Below are 20,547 nucleotides of genomic sequence, written 5' to 3' on the forward strand. Positions count from 1 at the left end.
ATTATTATACTTTTGATTCAATTCATTTCAATCTATTCGATAAAACTTCTTAGAATAATACAAAAATAGTCAAAATATTCTTATTTCCGACTTAAATAGACAGGCTAATGGAACCTTATATCTCCCTAAAAGGTATTTTTTCATCTAATTTTGATAAATGCTGAAAATTATACATTTTCGTGCCTTATATATATATTATTACTTACGAATAAAAAGAGGATTGTTCATAAATAGGTCCTAAGCTAGCTAGTTAAAGTGGAGTCATCAAAACTACGAAAATCGTGTAATACCTAAATTAGCTTTCAAAAATCAAAAACTGGATCCACGTCAGTTTTACGTTGACGATAGATAACTCTGTTATTTCTTTAAAAGCTTTTGTGTTACATATATTTTTTATTCCCATTCCGTATTTTTACGATTCGGCCCTTCTTCTGCTTTCTTACAAAAACTTCGAAAGGAACAATCGTAGAGGTTTCATATTCAAACACTATTAATAGACTACTAGCCCAGTTGATTCTTTACGTATTAAATAGTGAAGTCTGATTACGTTCGATTGTTTTAATTCCAATTCTATAGAACAAAGTCGTCTTTTTTCATGTAAAAAAATAGCTACTAATATTTTACTTTCGTAAAATATCAGTAGCTATTCTATTTTAATGTCAGTTTTGTCCCAGTCTCTAAAAATTTATATCTTTATTTCTTTTAAAGATTTATTAAGTAAATATAAAATAGTTTCATTGAAGAGTGAGGGAGATACTCTAGACATTTCGTCAATAGTCTTGTATTGTATTTGACTGAACTGGGGGTGCTTTTCAATTCCCTTTAAAATGCTTCGCATGGCAACAGCTGCCTGTGGATTCATCAATATGTCAGAAAATGTACTATTTATAGAAAAAGCATCTGATGGAATCACCAACTCTTCCACAGTCACCTCTTGTATATTAGGCATACTAAACCAATCCGTGATGGAATAAATATCTGCTGTCACTATCTCATTTACTACTTCAGCTGGTTTTGTTTCATTTATATAAGTATCAGCTTCTACTTTCTCAGGTTTTGATACTGGTGATGGTTCTTGAATAAATTCTTTTTCTTTTTCTTTTTCTTTTTCTTTTTCTTTTTCTTTTTCTTTTTCTTTTTCTTTTTCTTTTTCTGTTTCTGTTTCTGTTTCTTCCGGCACTGGTATCATTACAGGTGTAGGAACGGCTTCAGAACTAGTAGGAACTTGAATCGGCAATAGTTTTAAATTAGAAGCTTGACCATCTAATTGCGCTTTTGCATTTTCTAAAATAATATCTATGTTTTTCATAATTGCAGCTTGTTGCTCACTATTATCTATGTTCATCTCTGCTTTTATGTTATTCGCATATTCTTGTAAAGCTTCAATGCGAGTTCGCTTTTGAATAGCTGTAAACTCCGCCAATTGTTTTTCAGCTAGTTGCATCTCTGTATTTAATTGATCTTTCAATTGTTCCATAAGTACATCTCTTTCAGTACTTATGGCACTATCTATTTCTTTTAGTGACTCGTCTTGTTTTTTTAAAAACCATTTTTCCATTAATAGTTGAACGTCTTGATCAGCTAAAGCTGTTTTAACACCACCGCCGAGACCAATAAACAAGCAAAGAGCTCCTGCTATCATGGCTACCTTTTTAATCGGCTTTCTTTTATACTTTTCTATTCTACTTAGCATATCTTCTCCTCCAATCATAAAAATAAGGACCTCTTATAAATGGAGGCCCTTATTTAGTATTATAAGATTATTTATTAATGCCAGACACAATGCTATCTAACTTTGCGAAAGCCTGTCCTTCAAGTTCAGTTGCTTTTTTTGTAATAAGGTCTTGTTGTATTACAACTAATTCGTTTCTTTTTTCAGTAACAGTATTTCTTAACTCGATTATTTTAGCGTCAATTGCAGCGATAATTTCATTTTTCGTAGCAGTCTTTTCAGAGTTTAGTTGTGTCTGAAGTGAACTTTTCGCGTCATTAATCGCTTTAGTCAAATCGTTAACAGCTTTAGCCGTTGTAGCATTTAAATCTTCATTCAAGCTACCAAGAGCAGCTGACCCTTTATCTACCGTGTGTTTTTCTAAATCTCCTTCAGCGTATTTCACTGCTTCCGCACCAGTTGTATTAATAATAATATTAGCAGCATCGTAAAGCTGATTAAATTGTACTTCCATATAACCCGCGATTTCATTTTTCTGTGCATTTACTGCATCTATATGTTCCTGAGCTTCAGCTTTTATTGCAGTGTTTTTTGCAGCAACTTCATCCGCCCCAGTCTTATTAATACTATTAGTTGCCCCTGTTTTTAATCCCTGATACTCACCAGCTAATTTTGTGATTTTACCTGTTACGTTTTGCTTAACCCCACCAATAACTTCTTGTTGAGCTACCCCAAATTTACTGTTATACCAGCTTAATAAGTTTGTTCCAGCATCTGAAGCTCCGAATGCTACTCCTGCTCCTGCAAATAACGTTAATGCTAATGTTCCTGCGACTACTTTACCTTTTACTGTTTTCATCATTTTAATATCTCCCTTAGATTTTATATTTTTTATACTAATTCGTTAATTACCAAATACCTCATATAGTACTTCTTGTATGTCCTGATCGATTTCGTCTTCAATTTTTTTACTGTCCACGTAATCGCTAAGGTTTTCTTTTTTTAACTCGTTAACTGATTGGTTTAACTGAGTTTCAACTTCCTGTTGGTAATTCTCAATACCGTCCTTTGATTCTTTTATCTGATTCTCGATAGTCTTTTGAAGAGTATGATGATAATGTCCTAGACTTTCCATTATGAACGCATTTACTTCTTCAAAGGTCTTTTCTACTTCAGATAAAACATTATTCCGCTCACTCTCTTTCGTAAGTAATTGCCCATACCATTTAGAGAGAGGGGCTGGTGTCATGCCACTTGCATAAATGGCGTTAGACCCTATTCCTAATAGGACTAACAATCCCAAGATAATGCTTACTATTTTTTTCATAGTCGGCATCCCTTTCTAACTGCATTTAATTTCCCTAACAACCGACTCTGCAACTATTACTATATACTCACTATAAACTCCTCCCACTAGATATTTAGTTTATTTTTTTCACCACTTCTAGTTATCTCATAATTAATTCGTAACAGAAGATAACCATAATTATACTTTTATCATAAATGGTTTCAATACATTCTCTGAAACTTCTGACTTTTCTACAAAGAAAGTCATTTTATTTTATTTTCTGACCTTTAAAACAGGTAAAAAGATACCCACTTTCTATCTTTTATTCTATATTTTGCGCATTATATAAGTCTAAAGATTCATAAAAACAAAAAATGCATGCTATTTTATAGCATGCATCACTTTAATCTCATTTTTAATTTATATATTTACATTAGTAGACTTTATAATTAGTACCCATAAAGTCTTTTTCTTCTCTTTGAATTAGGTGGCTGGCTGCTCTTCATTCATTAATCTCTTTGTAATAAAAAATCGTCGCACTCATTTCCCCATTAGCAGATTTGGCATAACCGGGAATCTTGCCAGCCTGTATGTATCCTAGAGAAGTATATAAATTATTTGAAGCATCGCCCTCCCTTGTGTCCAAAACTATTAAGGTTCTACCCTCTCTTGCAGCTCTATTTTCTGCTTTTTCCATTAGCTGACGTCCTATTCCATTTCTCCGGTAATGGGGATGAGTCATAAGTTTAGCAATCTCTGCACGGTGCATACCATTTTGTTTACTGCAGAGTTGGAGCTGGATACTACCAATAATACGATTATTCCTTTTTGCAACAAACAAGATAACCTCAGGGGTTAAGACGTCTTCCCAATAATCCATGGCATCCGCTAGCTCCATTGGAGGCAAAAAGCCAATAGAGGCACCGTCTTCTACCACTTGTATTAGTAGCTCAGAAAGCTCCTCCATATGTTCTACGGTAGATGTTAACTGTTCGATTTTAACCTCGTTAAACACTTTCATCCCCCTCGTAAAATTAAATTTTAAATATTATTCTACAAGACTAGCTTTGTATCCTTCTATTTAGCGTTAACGTATATACGCAACACGTTATTATTGCTGCACATTTTTTATGATAGAAGCATTTTCTACATCTAAAACTAGATCTGCTTGTTCCAATGGCTTTTCTTCCCTTAAGTAAAACTCTTCACCCTTCCAATATCTCCGTTCATACTTATTTAGTCGTGCTTCCATATCTCCTATATAAGAATCTCGCTTCAATACCCGTACGTTTCGAATCTCTCTCGGACAATCCAAATAGATTAAATAATCAACAAAACTACGCCATTCCTTGCGTTGAAGGAATACCCCCTCAATTAATAGAACTGTACAGTCCTTCAGGGGTATATCCTTTGATAAGCACTGATCTTCTTGGGCAATATAAAATTTAAGCTGAAGAACCTTTGCCTTCTCATGAATTGACTTAAACAAGCTTTCCTGAATGTATAAAACATCCCATTGCATGCTATAGTATTCATACCATTCTGGTTGCCCGGTGTTATAACGCTTTTCTCGAACTTCTATTAAATCATCAAGGTGGATAATAACAATCTTATGACCCGCCTCCTCCAGTTCTTGAGCTAGTTGATCCGTAAAAGTAGTCTTTCCTGCCCCACTTAACCCGTCTACCCCTAAAACAAAAGGACGGTTTAAGCTTTTTATTTTTGTTAAAATCTGTTGTACGTTAAACATTTTTGGATTCTCCTGTGTTTAATAACTTGATAATAGCATTGGTAACTACGTAAGGATCCTCCAAATGAATAGAGTGACCTTTATCTGTTTGGATATGCTCTGTCCTGGCTGTTAACTTGGATAACAAAAGCTGCTGTTGAACCCATCTTTTCTCGGGATTATTAGAACTTAATACAGTGACAGGCAAGTCATTTAAAAGGGGCTTTGCATTCTTTAATTGATCTGCTGAAATGGCAATATCCCTATACTCTTGATAAATCGTTTGATACGCGCCCATTGTATATCCAGTATAATTTAAATAATGATTTTTCTCTCCAGCCAAAAACTTTCTTCCTGCCTTTTTCTTTAATATTCTAGGCAGACCAATAAGAGAAGTCACATACCCAAAAGTCGCCAACCGTTTAAATCCTCTGTTTTGGTTACCAGGAGCATACTGGTTCTCATGCACAGCATCGACTAGGAGTAGACCCTTCACCTGTTCTGGATACAAACTTGCGTATAGCCTCATGATAAGCCCTCCAAAGGAATGCCCTACTAAAACATAAGGTGGTTGAAGATCTAACTTTTCCAGCAGCTCCTTTAACTCCTCTACATAATCTAGTGCAGTTAGAGTTTGTCTTCTTGTTTTACTCCACCCGTAATTCCCTCGATCATAGGACAATACTTTAGCACTCTTAGAAACTTTGGGCTGAATTTCGGACCAATCAATAGAGATAGAGCCTAATCCCGCTTCTAATATGACTACATCTGGCCCCTCTCCTTCCAATATAACGTGTATATTAGAGTTCTTAGTTTTAATAATATTGCCTGGAGGATTTATTTTATTTTTGTGATTCATGGTTATATTCCATATGGTTAATGGAAATAAGGCAATTCCTAAACCCATTCTTAGAAAAGCAGCTAGCATTTTAGTCATAATTTTTCTCTACCGTTGATATTATTCTTTCATCTTTTACTTCTATTAAAAAATTTTCTTGAACATACTCCTTGCCACCATATTGTTCATACCATCCTTTAACGCTTGCAACATGTGGCTGATCACTTCTTACTGCAGCCTCTATTTGCAAATATTCCTCGTAGCTGTTATATTCCCAAATGGCAAAAATCTCGACTAAATCGTCTTTTGTAGCCGTCATCCATCTTCCTACTAAGCGAGAGCCATGCTTTAACTGATTCGGCAAATTAATTTCATTGAATAGCTTGTTGAAGCTCTCCACAAATTCTTCCTTTACACGATAATACTTTCTTCGATAAAACATGCCCATCACTCCCTTAGCGCTTTGTCCATATAGCTTTCGTATAGGCTAACTTCAACCCTTGACGTTCCATGTTTCGATGACTACTACTTCCGAAAACAGCCTCACTAGTAATATACTTTGCACCCTGCTCCACCGCTTTCTCTATCCTCTTATTTAGCAGTGCACGTTGCACTCCCATTCCCCGATAAGCTGGTAGAGTTGCGGCAGCTGCCAAGGTGGCAAGTTCCCCTTCCACATATAAAACTCCAATGCCTACTGGGACATTTTGTCGAAGTGCTAAGTAAAAACTCCAGCCCGGCACGTCATATAATATTTGGTTGTTTTGCTGTATCCCGTCTTGTATAAAAGTTGGCAGACCGAAAGCATTTACATAGATAGATGAAAACAAGTCAAATTCATCCTTTTTTAGAGGACGAACTTCGATAGTTGTCGACAAACTTCCACTTTTACTACTAGAGACAGACCTCATAAAGGAAGAATGAAAACCAGATTGATAATATTCCATATCTGATAGCTTGCGAAACAGTTGATCAGAACTATTCAGTGGAGTAACCTCTATTCGAAAAGAAACAGATAGCTCCTTATAAAAGAAAAGGATTTCATCTAAGTATTTTATATCGTAACTATTTAATCCTCTCACCGTATTAAAAGCAGGTCCCGGTATTTCCTTCACAGCAAAAGCATGGGTATTGCCTTTTACTATTCGCTCTGCTCCCATAGGATTATCTGGTAATGATTGAATTGTATTTATTCTAGATGTTAGTGTTTGTATTTCTGCTAATTCCGGTATGCTATATTTCATTTTCCATCTCCTATTATTTTATTTATACCTTGCCAAGTGCTGGCATCTGACTATATTTCTAAAGCTAGAGAATAATAACGAAATATGTCTAATTATAAACCTTTAACAATAATCATATACTTTAGAATATTTTACACTATTATTCTTTCATGCTAGAATATAATTCATATAATAACAATTAAAACCAATACAAAGGGGCGTATGTCATGAATACAAAGAGGTATAGACGAAGAAATACGATGGCTTTTACGGTGCTAGCTTATTTCACTTTTTTTGCAGGGGTCGTCATGTTTAGTATCGGGCTATACAATGCAGATAATTTGCAGCTAAACGAAAAAGGATATTATATTGCAGTAATGATTTTAGTAGCAGTAGGGGCAATCCTTACCCAAAAGGTTACGCGTGATAATGCTGAGGACAACGATATAATCGCTGAGCAAGAACAAGAACGTCAAATGAGCAATATTCGTATACCTTCAAGCTCCTCAAGCAGTAAAGAATCTTAAAAGCATATTATATTATGACAAAAATCCTGCCTTTAATTAGACAGGATTTTTTCTATTTCTACACGACTAATATTTGAGCCTTCTAGCAAGAAAATGTCTGGATTTTTCATGCGACTCCATTCGTCAAAGTCAAATGTACTATCAAAATGATTGAATAATAGAGACATGATATTCCCATGAGACACTATTCCCACATTTTTAACACCCTTTATACCTGACACCTCATTTACTACATTCAAAATACGGCCTAGCGCCTCTCGGCTAGATTCTCCACCGGGAAAGGTAAGATCTTTATCTTCAAAAGTCTTCTTTAGTTGCACTAGCCAATCATCCATAGGCTCTTTACTTAAAATACGCTCGCCTAACCCTTCATGGGTATGTATCTGCAAACCTGCATGAAAAGAAAACGGCTGGATTGTTTGTATTGCTCGCTGGAATGGACTAGAGATCAAATAGTCAATCTGTAATTTTTCTAATACAGATACAAGATCATTAGCACTTGCTTCACCTTCCAATGTTAAAACAGCATTTTCTTCTTGTCCTTCCGCCTTACAATGTCTTATAAAATATAATCTTTTGTTATGCATATACATTTCTCCTTTTAATATTTTCTTTTAATAATCTTATTTCCTTTTTACCTATGCATTTCATATAAAATTCCCTACAATGAAAGATGGAAAAGGAGGATGAATGATGAAAAAAGGTTATTTAGCAAATGGATTATTTGGATTAGGAGATCGTTTAGTAAATGAACTAGTAGCAAAGGAGATTCGAGCTTCACTCCCAGGCGTTGACTTATATGTACCACAGGAAAATGCAGCAATTAATGATAAAATGGCCTATGCAGATAGCCTGCTTATCGCTAGTGCAGACATCGATGCCCTGAAGAAGAGTGACTTCCTTGTTGCCATAATTGATGGAGTTGAAATAGATTCTGGTGTTGCAGCAGAAATTGGTGCATTCTCTATGTTAAATCGTCCAATTTATGCACTCTATACCGATACGCGCCAACAAGGTCGAGAAAATAAGAAAAAAATTAACGCATTAATTGAAGATGGAACCGAAAATCAATTTATGTACCGCAACTTGTTTGTTATTGGACTGATCAAGCAAAACGGCGTCATTGTTAGCTCGATTGAGGAGCTAGGAAAAGCCTTGAGAAATTAATACATATATTTATAAAAAATCCTGTGTTTTTATCACAGGATTTTTTGTTTTATTTCACCAATTTCCAATTGACCATTTGCTCAGAAGTTCCTACTCTTTGCATATTTAGCTTTTCTAATACACGCATGGAGCCAAGATTATCGGAAAGTGTTTCAGCAATAATTGCATCCACCTTACCGGTTGCAAAAGCCCATTGAATGATGGCGCCTACTGCCTCTGTTGCATAGCCCTTACTCCAATACTCCTTTAATAAACCATAGCCAACCTCTACTTGTTTATCTACATTAGGATTTCCCTTAAAACCAATATCCCCAATGACCTGACCATCACTTTTCTTTATCACCAGCCACGCTCCCCAACCCAATGAGGTAGGATCAGCTTTAAGCATCTCTAAAGACATAGAAATCTGTGGTCCATTATCATAGCTCTGCTTTTCAGCTATTTGAGCAGTTTCTTCCGTACAAGGGATAATTTCTAATCTCTCAGTTTCTAATTTCATTTTGACTCTCCTTTTTATTTAGCTACATTTCACCTCTATAAAAGCTAATGTACAAAACATAGAACTATCCCCTTTCATTATTCAGTTAGTAAAATTATACCACGATACATTTTTTATTTTTTCATTTTTCTAAAATTATTATATAATTAGTTTACTAGTATCGAAGGGACTGATAGAGAATGAAAAACAAACTAATGGTGATTGAAAAGTAGACTTCTAACATTTCTCTTTTCAATACAAACAGAAAAAATAGACCTAAAATGAAAAGAGGAATACAACTTGTATCAAGATCAAGAATTAATCATACGACCAATTCAGTACAAAGATTTACCTAGATTATGGGAATTAATGTGTAAAGATGAGGAGCCGGAGTGGAAAAAATGGGATGCACCCTATTACGACTATAAGCCAACTCCATATGATGTTTTTATGGAAAAAGCAGAATCCTACGTGGACAGTAAAAGCTTTTGGGGGATTGAAGTAGATGGTATATTGCGTGGGATTGTGTCATATTATTGGGAGCATGAACCTTCTAAATGGCTTGAGATGGGTATAGGCTTTCATGAAGCTCCAAGCTGGGGTAAAGGGCTAGGAACCCGCGCTATGAGACTTTGGATGAACCACCTTTTTACTAAAATGCCACTTGTTCGGGTAGGCTATACGACCTGGTCAGGTAATAAACGGATGATTCGGGTAGGAGAAAAGCTTGGAATGTCTATGGAGGCAAGAATTCGTAAAGTCCGCTTATATAATGGTGTTTACTATGATTCCATTCGAATGGGTATTTTAAGAGAAGAATGGGAAAAGGCACAGGAAGAAAGTATAAAAGAACTTTAAAAAAAGCTTGACAGTTATCAGAATTAATTGTAAATTCACTATAATAAGTTAATGCGATGAAGAGAAAAAGTAAGATGAGCGGTTTTCTTCAAAGAGAGCTTCGGTAGCTGAAAAGAAGCAGAAAACACCATTTGAACAATGGCCTCTGAGCACTACATTGAACGTGCAGTTACCTGCGCCTGAGATGCTAGCGGGATTGGTACCCGTTATCCACACCACAGTCTAGAATTTCATATTAACGGAATTTCTGTACTTGCTGAGGCTGCTTATGTGAATAAGTAGTGAATAAAGGTGGTAACACGAGTATCTCGTCCTTTTCAATCCAATGATTGAGGAGGGCGAGTTTTTTAATTCGCTCTCCTCCAAAAATAATGAGGAGAGTGTTTTAACATGACAGTAGGGTTATTAGTATTTCAATCAGATTTTGGTATCAACGACGGTGCGGTAAGTGCTATGCACGGGGTAGCCAATAGTGTGAAGCGTGGACTTCCGCTATTTGATCTGACACACCAAATTCCTCAATACAATATTTGGGAGGCATCTTATCGTCTCTTACAAACCATCAGCTATTGGCCAAGTGATACAGTATTTGTTTCCATAGTAGACCCTGGCGTTGGATCGGACCGGAGAAGTGTAGTTGCTAAGACCATAAACGATCAATATATTGTCACCCCAGACAATGGCACATTAACCCACATTAATCGATTTATTGGTATTAAAGAAGTGAGAGAAATTGATGAGTCAAAAAACCGCCTACCGAATTCTGGAGAATCTCACACGTTTCATGGACGTGACATTTTTGCTTATACAGGGGCACGACTTGCTTCTGGTGACATTCATTTGGAGGACGTCGGACCCTCTATCCATACATCTTTTATCGTGGAATTGCCATTAAAGGAGGCAGTTATTGAAAATAATTCGATTACAGGAGTCATTGATGTCATAGATCGACCATTCGGCAATCTTTGGACTAATATTCACCGTCTACAGTTTAAGCAGCTGAATGTAGAATATGGAGAGAAATTTGACGTTTCGCTTTCTATTAACGGGGAGGTAGCGTATGAGGGAGTAGTTACGTATGGTCGTTCTTTCGCTGCCGCAGAGTTAGGGGATGCACTCATGTATGTGAATTCTCTTGATAATATAGGAATTGCCTTAAATCAAGGCTCCTTCGCTGATACCTATAAGATTTCAACAGGTGCTAATACAGAAATAACGATTCGGAAAGCTGTTATTACAATCACTTAATTGGATGACTGGCAATAAAATATATAGGGGGAGAAATGAAATGAAAAAATCTATCTTTTCAACTAGGACGGTTGTTGCAATAGGTATCGGAACAGCTGTGTTCCTAATTCTAGCTAAATTTGCTGCAGTCCCTACCGGTATACCTAATACGACAATTCAAACATCCTATGCTTTTTTAGCACTCATTTCAGCTATTTTTGGACCGATAGCGGGTTTATTTGTTGGATTATTTGGTCATGCTTTAAACGACCTTACTTCTTATGGTTCTATATGGTGGAGTTGGGTCATTTCATCCGCATTTGTTGGATTAGGTATCGGATTATATTTTAAGAAGTTTTCTTTTGAGGATGGAGAGTTTGGTAAAAAACACATTATATTATTTAACATTGTTCAAATCGTTGTTCAAGTTATTGCATGGGCTTTAATAGCTCCATTATTGGACATTCTTATTTATGCAGAGCCTGCAAATAAAGTATTTACACAAGGGATCGTCGCTGCTGCTTCTAATATTATTACAGTTGCAATTCTAGGTACACTATTGCTTACTGCGTATGCAAAGACAAGAACCAAAAAAGGAAGCCTGAGCTACGAGGAATAAGTAGATAAGGAGATTTACATGAAAAAGCCAGTCATCGAATTTAAACACTTTAGCTTTCAATATAATAGTCAATCCGAACCTACTTTGCACGATATCAACTTAACGATTTACGAAGGGGAAAAAGTAGCTATTGTCGGACCATCCGGCTCTGGTAAAAGCACGCTCGTTCATTGCCTGAACGGGCTTGCGCCTTTTGCTTTTAAAGGCAGTATGACAGGAAACCTTACCATTCATGGGAGAGAGACCAGAGAGCTTGACCTCTTTACCATTTCACAGGAGGTTGGTACGGTTCTCCAGGATACGGATGGTCAGTTTATTGGCCTTACTGTCGGCGAGGATATAGCCTTTTCCCTAGAAAATAATGCTGTACCCACACAAAAAATGCATGAACGCGTTCAAAAAGCAGCCGCTTTAGTAAAAATGTCCAATCATTTAGATGCTCGGATTCATGAGCTCTCAGGCGGTCAAAAACAACGAGTCGCTCTTGCTGGCGTTTTAGTAAACGATGTGAATATTCTATTGTTTGATGAACCTCTTGCTAACCTTGACCCTGCTTCTGGGAAGGGAGCAATGAGACTGATTGATCAGCTTCATGCAGATAGCAACAAAACGATTATCATTGTAGAACACAGATTAGAGGATGTTTTGTCAGAACCTATCGATCGCATAATATTAATGAATCACGGTCAGATAGTTGCAGACGGCAGCCCCAATGAGCTATTGGCAGGATCGTTATTAACGGATAATTGGATACGAGAACCACTTTACATTAAAGCTTTAAAATATGCTGGGTGTGAATTGAGTGATCACCCCAACCTAACTAAGGTTGACAGCATCGTAAATGACTCCTTCCGGCAGAAGCTAAAAACATTTAGCGATGCAAGATGCTCTCCAATTCAGCTTGGTTTTAAAAATGAGCCTGTCCTGACACTTGATGACATCAGCTTCCACTATGGGAATCATTTAGACATTATTAAAAACGTGTCTTTTCAATTACATAAAGGAGAAATGATAAGCCTTATCGGAGCCAATGGAGCCGGTAAATCTACTCTTTCCTCTCTTATCTGTGGTTTTGAACGACCTACTGAAGGCACTATATATTTCGAGGGTTTTAATGCGATTAACGACTCTATCAAGGAACGAGCTCATCGTGTAGGCTTTGTCCTCCAAAATCCAAATCATATGTTTTCTAAGCAAATAGTTTTCGATGAAGTTGCTTTTGGCCTTATTCAATTTGAACTATCAGATAGGGAAGTTAAGAGACGAGTGGAGGAAACATTAAAGACTTGTGGATTATACCCTTTCAGAAACTGGCCGATTGCAGCCTTGAGCTATGGGCAGAAAAAACGTTTATCAATTGCCTCTATCCTCATCATGGAGCCCCCAATTATATTATTGGACGAGCCTACAGCGGGGCAGGATTACAAGCATACTACAGAACTAATGATGTTCTTAGAAGATTTAACGAAGAAGGGTACATCCATTATATTAATTACCCATGATATGCACCTAATGACGGAATATACAGACCGCGCAATCGTGTTAACAGAGGGGAAGATATTAGTGGATGACTCACCAGCCCATATCCTGTCGAATCCCTCTTTAATTCTAGAGGCTAATTTAAAGGAATCTTCCTTATATGAGATTGCTAAACAGCTCAAAATTGAGCATCCCTCTGACTTTGTAGAGCAATTTATACAGTATGATCGGGAGGTGCGATTTAATGGGCAACGAACTGCTAAGCTATCTTGATCGTGACTCTATTATCCATCGCCTAACAGGTTCAACCAAGCTGATCTGTTTCCTACTTTGGTCCACTGCGGCAATGTTAACGTATGACACAAGAGTTTTAATGGTGCTGTTGCTCGGTAGCTTTATTTTGTTTTATATATCGGATATTAAATTAAAGGATATCAGCTTAGTACTTGGTTTTATCCTCGTGTTTTTATTATTAAACAATATAGCCATATTTTTGTTCGCCCCTCAGCATGGGACAACTATTTATGGTACCTACCACCCTATTACTGGGTCCATGGGGCGTTATACACTTACGCAGGAGCAATTGTTTTACCAACTAAATATTACGTTGAAATATTTTGCAGTAATCCCTCCTGCTCTTTTGTTCTTAGTCACCACACATCCAAGTGAGTTTGCAGCTTCTCTAAACCGTATCGGTGTAAGCTATCGACTTGCCTACTCGGTTTCTATTGCTCTACGCTATATTCCTGATATACAAAGGGATTTTAAAACAATTTCTCGTTCCAAGCAGGCTCGCGGGGTGGACATGTCTAATAATGAAAAACTATTTACCCGAATAAAAAATGCTGGCTCTATTATAATGCCACTTATTTTTTCTAGTCTGGAACGTATTGAAACAGTCAGCAATACAATGGATCTTCGAGGTTTCGGTAAATTTAAAACTCGCTCCTGGTTTAGCTTAAAGGAGTTCAGAAAAAGAGATTTAATCGCTATTCTAATATCATCTTCATTATTTTTATTAATGGTTTTATTTATTTTTATTAACAATGGAAGGTTTTTTAATCCATTCACGTGAATCATTATTGACGTCTTACTAGAAAATGTTCTTATGTAGTAGGTGTTATGAAATTGGAACAACCTAAAAGTTAATCTCAAAGGGCCTCTCTTTAGGAGAAGCCCTTTTATCTTTTTAAAAATAAGTATTGACTGTCATTATAAATTATATTAATATTATAACAATTTAAAAGGTTGGAATAATATTTTTTTATTATTCACATATAATGTATTGCGTTAGTCCAAATAAGGACTATTTATTTTTAATACATTCGGTATATTTTATGCGATATATTATATAACTAGGAGGAATCATCATGAATCAAGCAACTAAGACATACCTAATCGACCGAATGTACAGAGGTTCCCAAGGACTAGCAAACGCCGTTCTTGTCACTTTAGGAATTGGACTACTTATTGAAACTATTGGTACGTTTACAGGCTGGGAAGGTTTTATGGCTATTGGGAAAACTGCTCAATTGATGCTTGCCCCAGCAATTGGTGCAGGTATCGCTTATCAGCTCGGAGGGAATACATTAGTTATTTTTAGTGCGATGGCCTGTAGCACCATTGGAGCGAATGCTCTCATACTACAAGATGGATTATGGGTTTTGACAACAGGACAACCAATTAGTGCAGTACTAGCAGCCGTGGTTGCTATCTGGGTAGGAAAACGTATTGCAGGAAAAACAAAGCTTGATATGCTTGCGATTCCTTTTTGCGCCATCCTTATAGGTGGTGTCGCGGGGGTTGGTTTAGCAGCTGTGACTACCCCTTTGTTACAGCAATTAAGTGAGTTTATTGCTGGTTCTGTTTCTGGATCTCCTTTACTTGGATCGATTGTTATTGCATTGGTGTGGAGTATTTTCCTTATGTCCCCTGCTTCCTCAGCAGCAATCGCCATTGCTTTACAACTAGACCCAGTATCTAGTGCGGCAGCATTAATCGGGTGTACAGCACAATTTGCAGGATGGACAGCTATGTCCTTTAAAGAAAATGACTTAGGTGCGAACATTGCACAATCGTTCTTGACGCCTAAAGTTCAAGTACCTAATTTGGTGAAAAATCCACGGTTAGTAATTGGGCCATTTTTATCTTCAATTATTTGTGCTCCGATTGCTATCTTATTATTTAATTTTGAGGTACCTTATACATTAGCCGGGCTTGGACTAAATTCATTCATCGCTCCTTTAAATGTTCTAGCAAACCAAGGTATTGGAGTGCTTCTTATGTATATCGTGTTAGGCGTTATTGTACCGGCAGTTATCTCTATGACAGCTTATCATCTGCTTAAAAAACGAGGATGGGCTAAAACTGGAGACTTACATATGGAAGTCCAGTAAATACGGTCATAGCAAATAAAAGCTCCTTACATTTACAGACAGTAGATTTAAGGAGCTTCATTTATGTAATGAGGCAGGTCTATCCTAGCCTCTAATTTTATAAAATGTTACTTATAATGCCCTTGTCTGTGTAGATTGTCACTGGCGAAGCTATTGCTCTTTTATCGGAAAACAACCATCTCCTACCTACAGGTCCAAGCAATATATATACCCCATCCTCCTGATGCCCCATAAAGTTTAAATGTTCTGGTTCGTCCACTATTTTTCCATCCTGTGAAGGGATGCCTAGGTCCATTATTTGGTCTGCGAACTCAATGATATTATGGGTAGTTAATCCAATTTCACTAATTTCAACAACATTGTTTGAAGTGAAGTGCATAGCATTCGACTTTGGTGTAATTGCTTCTCTTGCAATAAACTCCACAACGTTTCCTGCCGGATCCTGAAAATAACAGGACTTTGCTTTAAAATGACCACTATATTCTACCTCATCCTTCCCTTCCTCTATAGATAACGTTACACGTGGTAGCAGCCATAATTTAGCCTTTGAAAACATATTTGAGTGTATATTAAAAGCAAAATGATAGAAAGTATCCCCGGCTTCACTGTCCTTAATAAATCTAAGCAAACTATTCCCAATTTGAAATGTGGCCTCGGTATCTTTCCATAACTTTAAAGGAAACTCTAATGTATCTCGGTAAAAGATAACCATTTCCTCTAAGTTAGATACCCACAAATCAATTTGTTGGATCTTCATTTTTATCCTCCTCTTTAGCTTCTACTCTCAATATATACAAGTAGTATTGGGGTCAACTCGGCCAATAGCAGGAAGAATAAATATAATGATAGCTTTTTTTAACTTTTCCCAATGTATATGGTAAAATTAAGTCATTAAAATATGTAAAATAAAGGGGTATTTCATGAAAATTTCCGTTAATTACTCAGAGGATTACCAAAGCCTCCTCACAGAAGAATTACATAACAAACTAGAGGCTACTCATGATTTTATCCAGTCAAAAACAGGATTGGGATCTGACTTTTTAGGATGGGTAAATTGGCCAAGCTCCACTCAGCAAGCTTTTTTACAAGATATAAAACAAACTGCAGAGCATATTCGCTCTAATTCAGATGTATTAGTTGTCATTGGAATTGGGGGGTCTTACCTAGGCTCCAAAGCAGTTCTAGAATCACTCGCTACTCCATTCCAAAAGGACAAACAATTAGAAGTCATCTTCGCGGGACAGCTAGTTAGTGGTGCTTATTTAAAGCAATTGATTGCTTACTTAGACTCTAAGGAAGTAACTTTAAATGTTATTTCTAAGTCGGGTACGACAACCGAACCTGCTATTGCTTTCCGATTCCTACGCCAGTACATGGAAGCGCGCTACGGTGAAGAGGCTGCAGCTCGCATCATCGTCACTACAGACGAGGAAAAAGGTGCTCTATTGTCTCTTGCGAAGGAAAAGGGCTACAAACGCTATGTAGTACCAGAAGATATCGGTGGCCGCTATTCTGTTTTTACAGCAGTTGGCTTATTACCAATCGCAGCAGCTGGGCATAATATTGAGCATTTGATAGCAGGAGCTAAACAAGCAGAAGAGGAATTTCAAGTCATGGACGTTCAATTGAATGCGGCTATTAAATACGCTGTCATCCGAAATCATTTATACGGTAAGGGATATCCTGTGGAAATAATGGCTACCTTTGACGAGAAGCTGAAGTATGTCCAGGAATGGTGGAAACAGTTATTTGGGGAGAGTGAAGGAAAAGAAGGAAAAGGTATTTTCCCTGCTTCCGTACTGTACTCAACGGACCTCCATTCATTAGGACAATACATCCAAGATGGTAAGCGTATGCTATTCGAAACATTCCTTATGGTCGAACAGGTTTCAGATGATCTAACCGTCTTTGAAGCGGAGGATAACCGTGATGAGCTAAATTACTTAAGCGGTCTGACGTTACATGATTTCAATAAGGCATGTCACGAAGCAACCGCCTCTGCCCATTTAGACGGTGGTGTTCCTCAAATCACATTAACAATGGAACAGCTAGATGAAAAGCATATTGGTCACTTATTATATTTTTACATGATGACTTGTGCGTATAGTGCTTACTTGTTGGACATTAATCCTTTTGATCAGCCAGGAGTAGAAGACTATAAACGAAACATCTTTAAGATTCTTAAAAAGCCTGGATATTAAAACTGTAGCCTCCAAGTTGGGGGCTACAGTTTTTCATTTTTCAGTAGAGTTTTCCTATTTACTGTGGAACCGACCGGTTTTTCGGTGTGACCGACCGATTATTACGGTGAACCGACCGATTTTTTCGTGAAACCGACCGATTATTACGGTGAACCGACCGATTCTCCATTTTATTTACACAACAAGCATTGCGGCACCAAGCATACCTGCTTCATTACCAAATTGTGCTCGTTTAATTTCAACTGGTTTAAGCATTAATGGTTTTACTTTTTCGATTAGCAAGTCCCACCATTCATCGGCAGATTCCGAAACGCCACCGCCAATAACTATACAATCCATATCAATTACTGCTTGAAGGGTAGAAAGAACAATTGCAAAGTCTGCTATAAAACGATCTCTTGCACGTTTTGCACTTTCAATCTCCCGAGAAGCTAGCTTAAATAAAGTATGGGGCTTAGCTAATTCTCCAGTAGCCGGATCAATCACATGCTCTTCTTTAATCAATCTCTTTAATGCAGTTCCTGATACGTATTGTTCACTACAGCCTGGTCGTCCACAACCACAAACTAACCCGTTAGGATATAAAATGAGATGTCCGATTTCTCCAGCTCCACCATTCGCACCATTCATAACCTGACCATCAAATATAAAGCCACCGCCAAGACCGGTACCAACCGTTACACAAACTACTTTTGAAAAGTTACTTCCTGCTCCGATACGTGCCTCTGCAAGTGCCGCACAGTTCGCGTCATTATTTAACTCGACTCGAAGTCCCGTAGCTGTCTCTAATAGCGGTTTTACAGGTGTGCCCTCCCAGCCAGGCAGCTCCTTTTCAAAGGTGACTGTTCCAGTTTCAGCATCTACCATTCCTCTGGTTCCAATGCCAACTCCTGAGATGTCAGGGAACTGATCTTTAATCTTTAAGACCTGCTCCTCTAAATATGGGTATAAGGGAAGCTCTGTAGGTACTGTTATATCAGCCAAGACTTCTCCAGTCTCATTCACAACGCCCATCCGTATTTTCGTTCCACCAATATCTATGCCAAGTACCTTCTTCACTTTATAATCTCCTTTCAAAAGCTAATACTACTGCTTCATAGGGACGTACATTTATCCCTTGTTCTTCTATTTCTGGTGAGTCGTAATTAGCTATCATTACTTTTCCGCTAAGACCCTCTACCTCACAGCTAGTCCATTGCAGTTTCTCTGTACTATTTGAGAAATTCGTGATGACAAGCCATTCTTCCTTCTCGGTTTGGCGCTTATATACAAAAAGCTTTGAATCGTTTGGAAATAGCAAATGAAAGCTTCCATAAGTTATAATGTCGTGCTGTTTTCTCAACTCAATAAGCTTTTGATACGTATAAAAGATGGATGAGGAATCAGATAGCACCTGTTCGGCATTAATTTCAGTAGTATTTGGATTCATCTGTATCCACGGAGTACCAGTTGTAAATCCCCCATCGCTTGTCCACTGCATAGGTGTACGTGCATTGTCTCTACCCTTAGCATAAATACCACGCATAATAGCACCCTCTGGTATACCTTGTTCTATTTTACTATTATACATATTAATCGTTTCGATATCCTTGTAGTCTTCAATACTATCAAATCTAACGTTAGTCATACCTAGTTCTTCTCCTTGATAAATATAAGGAGTTCCTTGTAGCATATGAAGACAAATAGCTAGCATTTTAGCAGAAGTAACTCGATATTCTTGGTCATTCCCAAAACGAGAAACGACACGAGGCTGGTCATGATTGTTCCAATATAAGCTATTCCATCCTACCCCATGAAGTGCATGCTGCCATTTCTCAAGATTGTGTTTTAACGCAACTAAATCCAGTGGCTTTGCATCCCATTTTTCAAAAGGTCCACTGTCTAAATCCATATGTTCAAAGGTGAATACCATGTTCACTTCTTTATTGGCAGGATTCGTATATAACTGAGCATCCTTAGGAGAAGCTCCTGGCATTTCACCTACTGTTAGTACATCATAGTTTTGAAGAACACGCTCATTCATTTCTTTTAAATATGTATGGATTTTAGGACCATTCATAAAATATGGACCTCCATCACCATATAGCTGTCCTTGTCCAACCTTTCCGTCAGGTAGTCCCTCCACCTTGGAAATAAAATTAATAACGTCCATTCGAAATCCGCCTATACCCTTATCTAGCCAATAGGTCATCATCTCATATATATCGTTACGGAGCATTTCGTTCTCCCAATTCAAGTCTGGTTGCTTCTTAGAAAACAAATGTAAGTAATAGGAATCTGTCGCCTCATCCTTTTCCCATGCAGATCCGGAAAAAACAGAGCCCCAGTTATTCGGCGGCAAATTGTCTTTCCCCTCCCTCCAAATATAATAGTCTCTATACTTAGAGTCCTTTGAGGATTTGGACTCGACAAACCACTTATGCTCGTCAGAGGTATGGTTAACGACAAGGTCCATTACTATACGTAAGTCTCTTGCTTCTGCTTCCTCTATCAATTGACCTAAATCTTCCATTGTTCCAAACTCATCTAAAATAGTACGGTAGTTTCTTATGTCATAGCCATTGTCATCGTTCGGAGAGTCGAAAACAGGACTCAACCAAATAACATTGACACCTAGCTTCTGTAAATAATCTAATTTAGAAATAATCCCTTGTATATCCCCAATTCCATCTCCGTTTGAATCCATAAAGCTACGTGGATAAATTTGATAAACTACACTTCGTTTCCACCAAGGCTCCTTATTTGTCTTCATGTTCTCCGACCCCCATCAGAAGTATTTGATATATTCATTATAATGCAAACGCTTGCATAAAGTGATATCTTTTTTCAAAAAGTTATTTGAATT

General features: G+C 37.4%; 22 protein-coding genes and 1 other annotated feature. Of the genes, 9 read left to right on the top strand and 13 right to left on the bottom strand.

Annotated features, from left to right (window positions below; genetic code table 11):
* Positions 1-685: 685 nt before the first annotated feature.
* From NSQ95_RS18070 to NSQ95_RS18105, 8 genes are all read right to left on the bottom strand, one after another.
* Positions 686-1,693, bottom strand: coding sequence for a hypothetical protein (locus NSQ95_RS18070; RefSeq protein WP_342560018.1), 1,008 nt, complete (start codon positions 1,691-1,693; stop codon positions 686-688).
* A 67-nt stretch (positions 1,694-1,760) separates the two neighbouring features.
* Complete coding sequence (locus NSQ95_RS18075; RefSeq protein ID WP_340881513.1) at positions 1,761-2,534, bottom strand: hypothetical protein; 774 nt, start codon at positions 2,532-2,534, stop codon at positions 1,761-1,763.
* Positions 2,535-2,576: 42 nt separating this feature from the next.
* On the bottom strand, positions 2,577-2,999 hold the full coding sequence (locus NSQ95_RS18080; protein ID WP_340881511.1) for a hypothetical protein: 423 nt from the start codon (positions 2,997-2,999) through the stop codon (positions 2,577-2,579).
* A 463-nt stretch (positions 3,000-3,462) separates the two neighbouring features.
* Positions 3,463-3,981 carry a GNAT family N-acetyltransferase gene (locus tag NSQ95_RS18085; protein ID WP_340881509.1) on the bottom strand — a complete coding sequence of 173 codons (519 nt, stop codon included), beginning with the start codon at positions 3,979-3,981 and terminating at the stop codon, positions 3,463-3,465.
* Positions 3,982-4,071: 90 nt separating this feature from the next.
* Positions 4,072-4,710 (bottom strand): kinase, encoded by a 639-nt coding sequence (locus NSQ95_RS18090; protein WP_342560019.1) that lies wholly within the window; start codon positions 4,708-4,710, stop codon positions 4,072-4,074.
* Entirely contained in the window at positions 4,703-5,626 is a 924-nt protein-coding gene (locus NSQ95_RS18095) for an alpha/beta hydrolase (protein ID WP_342560020.1), read from the bottom strand. Before NSQ95_RS18095 ends, NSQ95_RS18090 begins: the two co-directional genes overlap by 8 nt.
* Positions 5,619-5,969, bottom strand: a complete 351-nt coding sequence (locus NSQ95_RS18100) for an NIPSNAP family protein (RefSeq protein ID WP_340881503.1) — start codon at positions 5,967-5,969, stop codon at positions 5,619-5,621. The genes NSQ95_RS18095 and NSQ95_RS18100 overlap by 8 nt, the downstream gene beginning before the upstream one ends.
* A gap of 13 nt (positions 5,970-5,982) precedes the next feature.
* Entirely contained in the window at positions 5,983-6,771 is a 789-nt protein-coding gene (locus NSQ95_RS18105) for a GNAT family N-acetyltransferase (protein ID WP_342560021.1), read from the bottom strand.
* A gap of 206 nt (positions 6,772-6,977) precedes the next feature.
* Between NSQ95_RS18105 and NSQ95_RS18110 the strand changes: the two genes are divergently transcribed.
* Positions 6,978-7,277 carry a YiaA/YiaB family inner membrane protein gene (locus NSQ95_RS18110; RefSeq protein WP_169358373.1) on the top strand — a complete coding sequence of 100 codons (300 nt, stop codon included), beginning with the start codon at positions 6,978-6,980 and terminating at the stop codon, positions 7,275-7,277.
* A 32-nt stretch (positions 7,278-7,309) separates the two neighbouring features.
* Here the strand turns inward: NSQ95_RS18110 and NSQ95_RS18115 are convergent, their stop codons facing one another.
* Positions 7,310-7,864 carry a histidine phosphatase family protein gene (locus NSQ95_RS18115; RefSeq protein WP_340881498.1) on the bottom strand — a complete coding sequence of 185 codons (555 nt, stop codon included), beginning with the start codon at positions 7,862-7,864 and terminating at the stop codon, positions 7,310-7,312.
* 106 nt (positions 7,865-7,970) lie between these two features.
* Here NSQ95_RS18115 and NSQ95_RS18120 point away from each other — a divergent pair, with 106 nt between their 5' ends.
* Positions 7,971-8,444 carry a nucleoside 2-deoxyribosyltransferase gene (locus NSQ95_RS18120; RefSeq protein WP_342560022.1) on the top strand — a complete coding sequence of 158 codons (474 nt, stop codon included), beginning with the start codon at positions 7,971-7,973 and terminating at the stop codon, positions 8,442-8,444.
* 49 nt (positions 8,445-8,493) lie between these two features.
* On the opposite strand, the gene NSQ95_RS18125 is transcribed toward NSQ95_RS18120, so the two are convergent.
* Positions 8,494-8,943 carry a GNAT family N-acetyltransferase gene (locus tag NSQ95_RS18125; protein ID WP_342560023.1) on the bottom strand — a complete coding sequence of 150 codons (450 nt, stop codon included), beginning with the start codon at positions 8,941-8,943 and terminating at the stop codon, positions 8,494-8,496.
* A 279-nt stretch (positions 8,944-9,222) separates the two neighbouring features.
* Here NSQ95_RS18125 and NSQ95_RS18130 point away from each other — a divergent pair, with 279 nt between their 5' ends.
* From NSQ95_RS18130 to NSQ95_RS18155, 6 genes are all read left to right on the top strand, one after another.
* The gene (locus NSQ95_RS18130; RefSeq protein ID WP_342560024.1) at positions 9,223-9,780 is read left to right on the top strand and encodes a GNAT family protein; all 558 of its coding nucleotides are present in this window, start codon (positions 9,223-9,225) and stop codon (positions 9,778-9,780) included.
* 47 nt (positions 9,781-9,827) lie between these two features.
* Positions 9,828-10,099: a binding site (T-box leader), on the top strand.
* A 71-nt stretch (positions 10,100-10,170) separates the two neighbouring features.
* Positions 10,171-11,028 (top strand): S-adenosyl-l-methionine hydroxide adenosyltransferase family protein, encoded by an 858-nt coding sequence (locus NSQ95_RS18135; RefSeq protein WP_340881490.1) that lies wholly within the window; start codon positions 10,171-10,173, stop codon positions 11,026-11,028.
* Positions 11,029-11,068: 40 nt separating this feature from the next.
* Positions 11,069-11,626 carry an ECF-type riboflavin transporter substrate-binding protein gene (locus tag NSQ95_RS18140; RefSeq protein ID WP_340881488.1) on the top strand — a complete coding sequence of 186 codons (558 nt, stop codon included), beginning with the start codon at positions 11,069-11,071 and terminating at the stop codon, positions 11,624-11,626.
* An 18-nt stretch (positions 11,627-11,644) separates the two neighbouring features.
* Complete coding sequence (locus NSQ95_RS18145; RefSeq protein WP_342560025.1) at positions 11,645-13,378, top strand: ABC transporter ATP-binding protein; 1,734 nt, start codon at positions 11,645-11,647, stop codon at positions 13,376-13,378.
* Entirely contained in the window at positions 13,350-14,180 is an 831-nt protein-coding gene (locus tag NSQ95_RS18150) for an energy-coupling factor transporter transmembrane component T (RefSeq protein ID WP_340881484.1), read from the top strand. Before NSQ95_RS18145 ends, NSQ95_RS18150 begins: the two co-directional genes overlap by 29 nt.
* A 295-nt stretch (positions 14,181-14,475) precedes the next feature.
* Positions 14,476-15,501: a PTS sugar transporter subunit IIC gene (locus tag NSQ95_RS18155; RefSeq protein WP_342560026.1), complete on the top strand. Its 1,026-nt coding sequence runs from the start codon at positions 14,476-14,478 to the stop codon at positions 15,499-15,501.
* Between the two features lie 97 nt (positions 15,502-15,598).
* Here the strand turns inward: NSQ95_RS18155 and NSQ95_RS18160 are convergent, their stop codons facing one another.
* Complete coding sequence (locus NSQ95_RS18160) at positions 15,599-16,258, bottom strand: hypothetical protein (RefSeq protein WP_342560027.1); 660 nt, start codon at positions 16,256-16,258, stop codon at positions 15,599-15,601.
* Between the two features lie 163 nt (positions 16,259-16,421).
* On the opposite strand from NSQ95_RS18160, the gene NSQ95_RS18165 reads away from it, so the two are divergent.
* The gene (locus NSQ95_RS18165) at positions 16,422-17,702 is read left to right on the top strand and encodes a glucose-6-phosphate isomerase (protein ID WP_342560028.1); all 1,281 of its coding nucleotides are present in this window, start codon (positions 16,422-16,424) and stop codon (positions 17,700-17,702) included.
* A gap of 174 nt (positions 17,703-17,876) precedes the next feature.
* On the opposite strand, the gene NSQ95_RS18170 is transcribed toward NSQ95_RS18165, so the two are convergent.
* Both NSQ95_RS18170 and NSQ95_RS18175 read right to left on the bottom strand, forming a co-directional pair.
* Positions 17,877-18,761 (bottom strand): ROK family protein, encoded by an 885-nt coding sequence (locus tag NSQ95_RS18170; RefSeq protein WP_340881476.1) that lies wholly within the window; start codon positions 18,759-18,761, stop codon positions 17,877-17,879.
* Between the two features lies 1 nt (position 18,762).
* Entirely contained in the window at positions 18,763-20,454 is a 1,692-nt protein-coding gene (locus tag NSQ95_RS18175) for an alpha-glucosidase (protein WP_342560029.1), read from the bottom strand.
* Positions 20,455-20,547 lie beyond the last annotated feature (93 nt).

Origin of the sequence: Psychrobacillus sp. FSL W7-1457, assembly GCF_038593405.1 — a bacterium.
Taxonomy (GTDB): Bacteria; Bacillota; Bacilli; order Bacillales_A; family Planococcaceae; genus Psychrobacillus.

What these genes read in the sequence shown, in the direction of transcription:
- NSQ95_RS18070 (WP_342560018.1), bottom strand. Translation starts at nt 1,693, where the DNA reads ATGCTAAGTAGAATAGAAAAGTATAAAAGAAAGCCGATTAAAAAGGTA.
- NSQ95_RS18075 (WP_340881513.1), bottom strand. Translation starts at nt 2,534, where the DNA reads ATGATGAAAACAGTAAAAGGTAAAGTAGTCGCAGGAACATTAGCATTA.
- NSQ95_RS18080 (WP_340881511.1), bottom strand. Translation starts at nt 2,999, where the DNA reads ATGAAAAAAATAGTAAGCATTATCTTGGGATTGTTAGTCCTATTAGGA.
- NSQ95_RS18085 (WP_340881509.1), bottom strand. Translation starts at nt 3,981, where the DNA reads ATGAAAGTGTTTAACGAGGTTAAAATCGAACAGTTAACATCTACCGTA.
- NSQ95_RS18090 (WP_342560019.1), bottom strand. Translation starts at nt 4,710, where the DNA reads ATGTTTAACGTACAACAGATTTTAACAAAAATAAAAAGCTTAAACCGT.
- NSQ95_RS18095 (WP_342560020.1), bottom strand. Translation starts at nt 5,626, where the DNA reads ATGACTAAAATGCTAGCTGCTTTTCTAAGAATGGGTTTAGGAATTGCC.
- NSQ95_RS18100 (WP_340881503.1), bottom strand. Translation starts at nt 5,969, where the DNA reads ATGTTTTATCGAAGAAAGTATTATCGTGTAAAGGAAGAATTTGTGGAG.
- NSQ95_RS18105 (WP_342560021.1), bottom strand. Translation starts at nt 6,771, where the DNA reads ATGAAATATAGCATACCGGAATTAGCAGAAATACAAACACTAACATCT.
- NSQ95_RS18110 (WP_169358373.1), top strand. Translation starts at nt 6,978, where the DNA reads ATGAATACAAAGAGGTATAGACGAAGAAATACGATGGCTTTTACGGTG.
- NSQ95_RS18115 (WP_340881498.1), bottom strand. Translation starts at nt 7,864, where the DNA reads ATGCATAACAAAAGATTATATTTTATAAGACATTGTAAGGCGGAAGGA.
- NSQ95_RS18120 (WP_342560022.1), top strand. Translation starts at nt 7,971, where the DNA reads ATGAAAAAAGGTTATTTAGCAAATGGATTATTTGGATTAGGAGATCGT.
- NSQ95_RS18125 (WP_342560023.1), bottom strand. Translation starts at nt 8,943, where the DNA reads ATGAAATTAGAAACTGAGAGATTAGAAATTATCCCTTGTACGGAAGAA.
- NSQ95_RS18135 (WP_340881490.1), top strand. Translation starts at nt 10,171, where the DNA reads ATGACAGTAGGGTTATTAGTATTTCAATCAGATTTTGGTATCAACGAC.
- NSQ95_RS18140 (WP_340881488.1), top strand. Translation starts at nt 11,069, where the DNA reads ATGAAAAAATCTATCTTTTCAACTAGGACGGTTGTTGCAATAGGTATC.
- NSQ95_RS18145 (WP_342560025.1), top strand. Translation starts at nt 11,645, where the DNA reads ATGAAAAAGCCAGTCATCGAATTTAAACACTTTAGCTTTCAATATAAT.
- NSQ95_RS18150 (WP_340881484.1), top strand. Translation starts at nt 13,350, where the DNA reads ATGGGCAACGAACTGCTAAGCTATCTTGATCGTGACTCTATTATCCAT.
- NSQ95_RS18155 (WP_342560026.1), top strand. Translation starts at nt 14,476, where the DNA reads ATGAATCAAGCAACTAAGACATACCTAATCGACCGAATGTACAGAGGT.
- NSQ95_RS18160 (WP_342560027.1), bottom strand. Translation starts at nt 16,258, where the DNA reads ATGAAGATCCAACAAATTGATTTGTGGGTATCTAACTTAGAGGAAATG.
- NSQ95_RS18165 (WP_342560028.1), top strand. Translation starts at nt 16,422, where the DNA reads ATGAAAATTTCCGTTAATTACTCAGAGGATTACCAAAGCCTCCTCACA.
- NSQ95_RS18175 (WP_342560029.1), bottom strand. Translation starts at nt 20,454, where the DNA reads ATGAAGACAAATAAGGAGCCTTGGTGGAAACGAAGTGTAGTTTATCAA.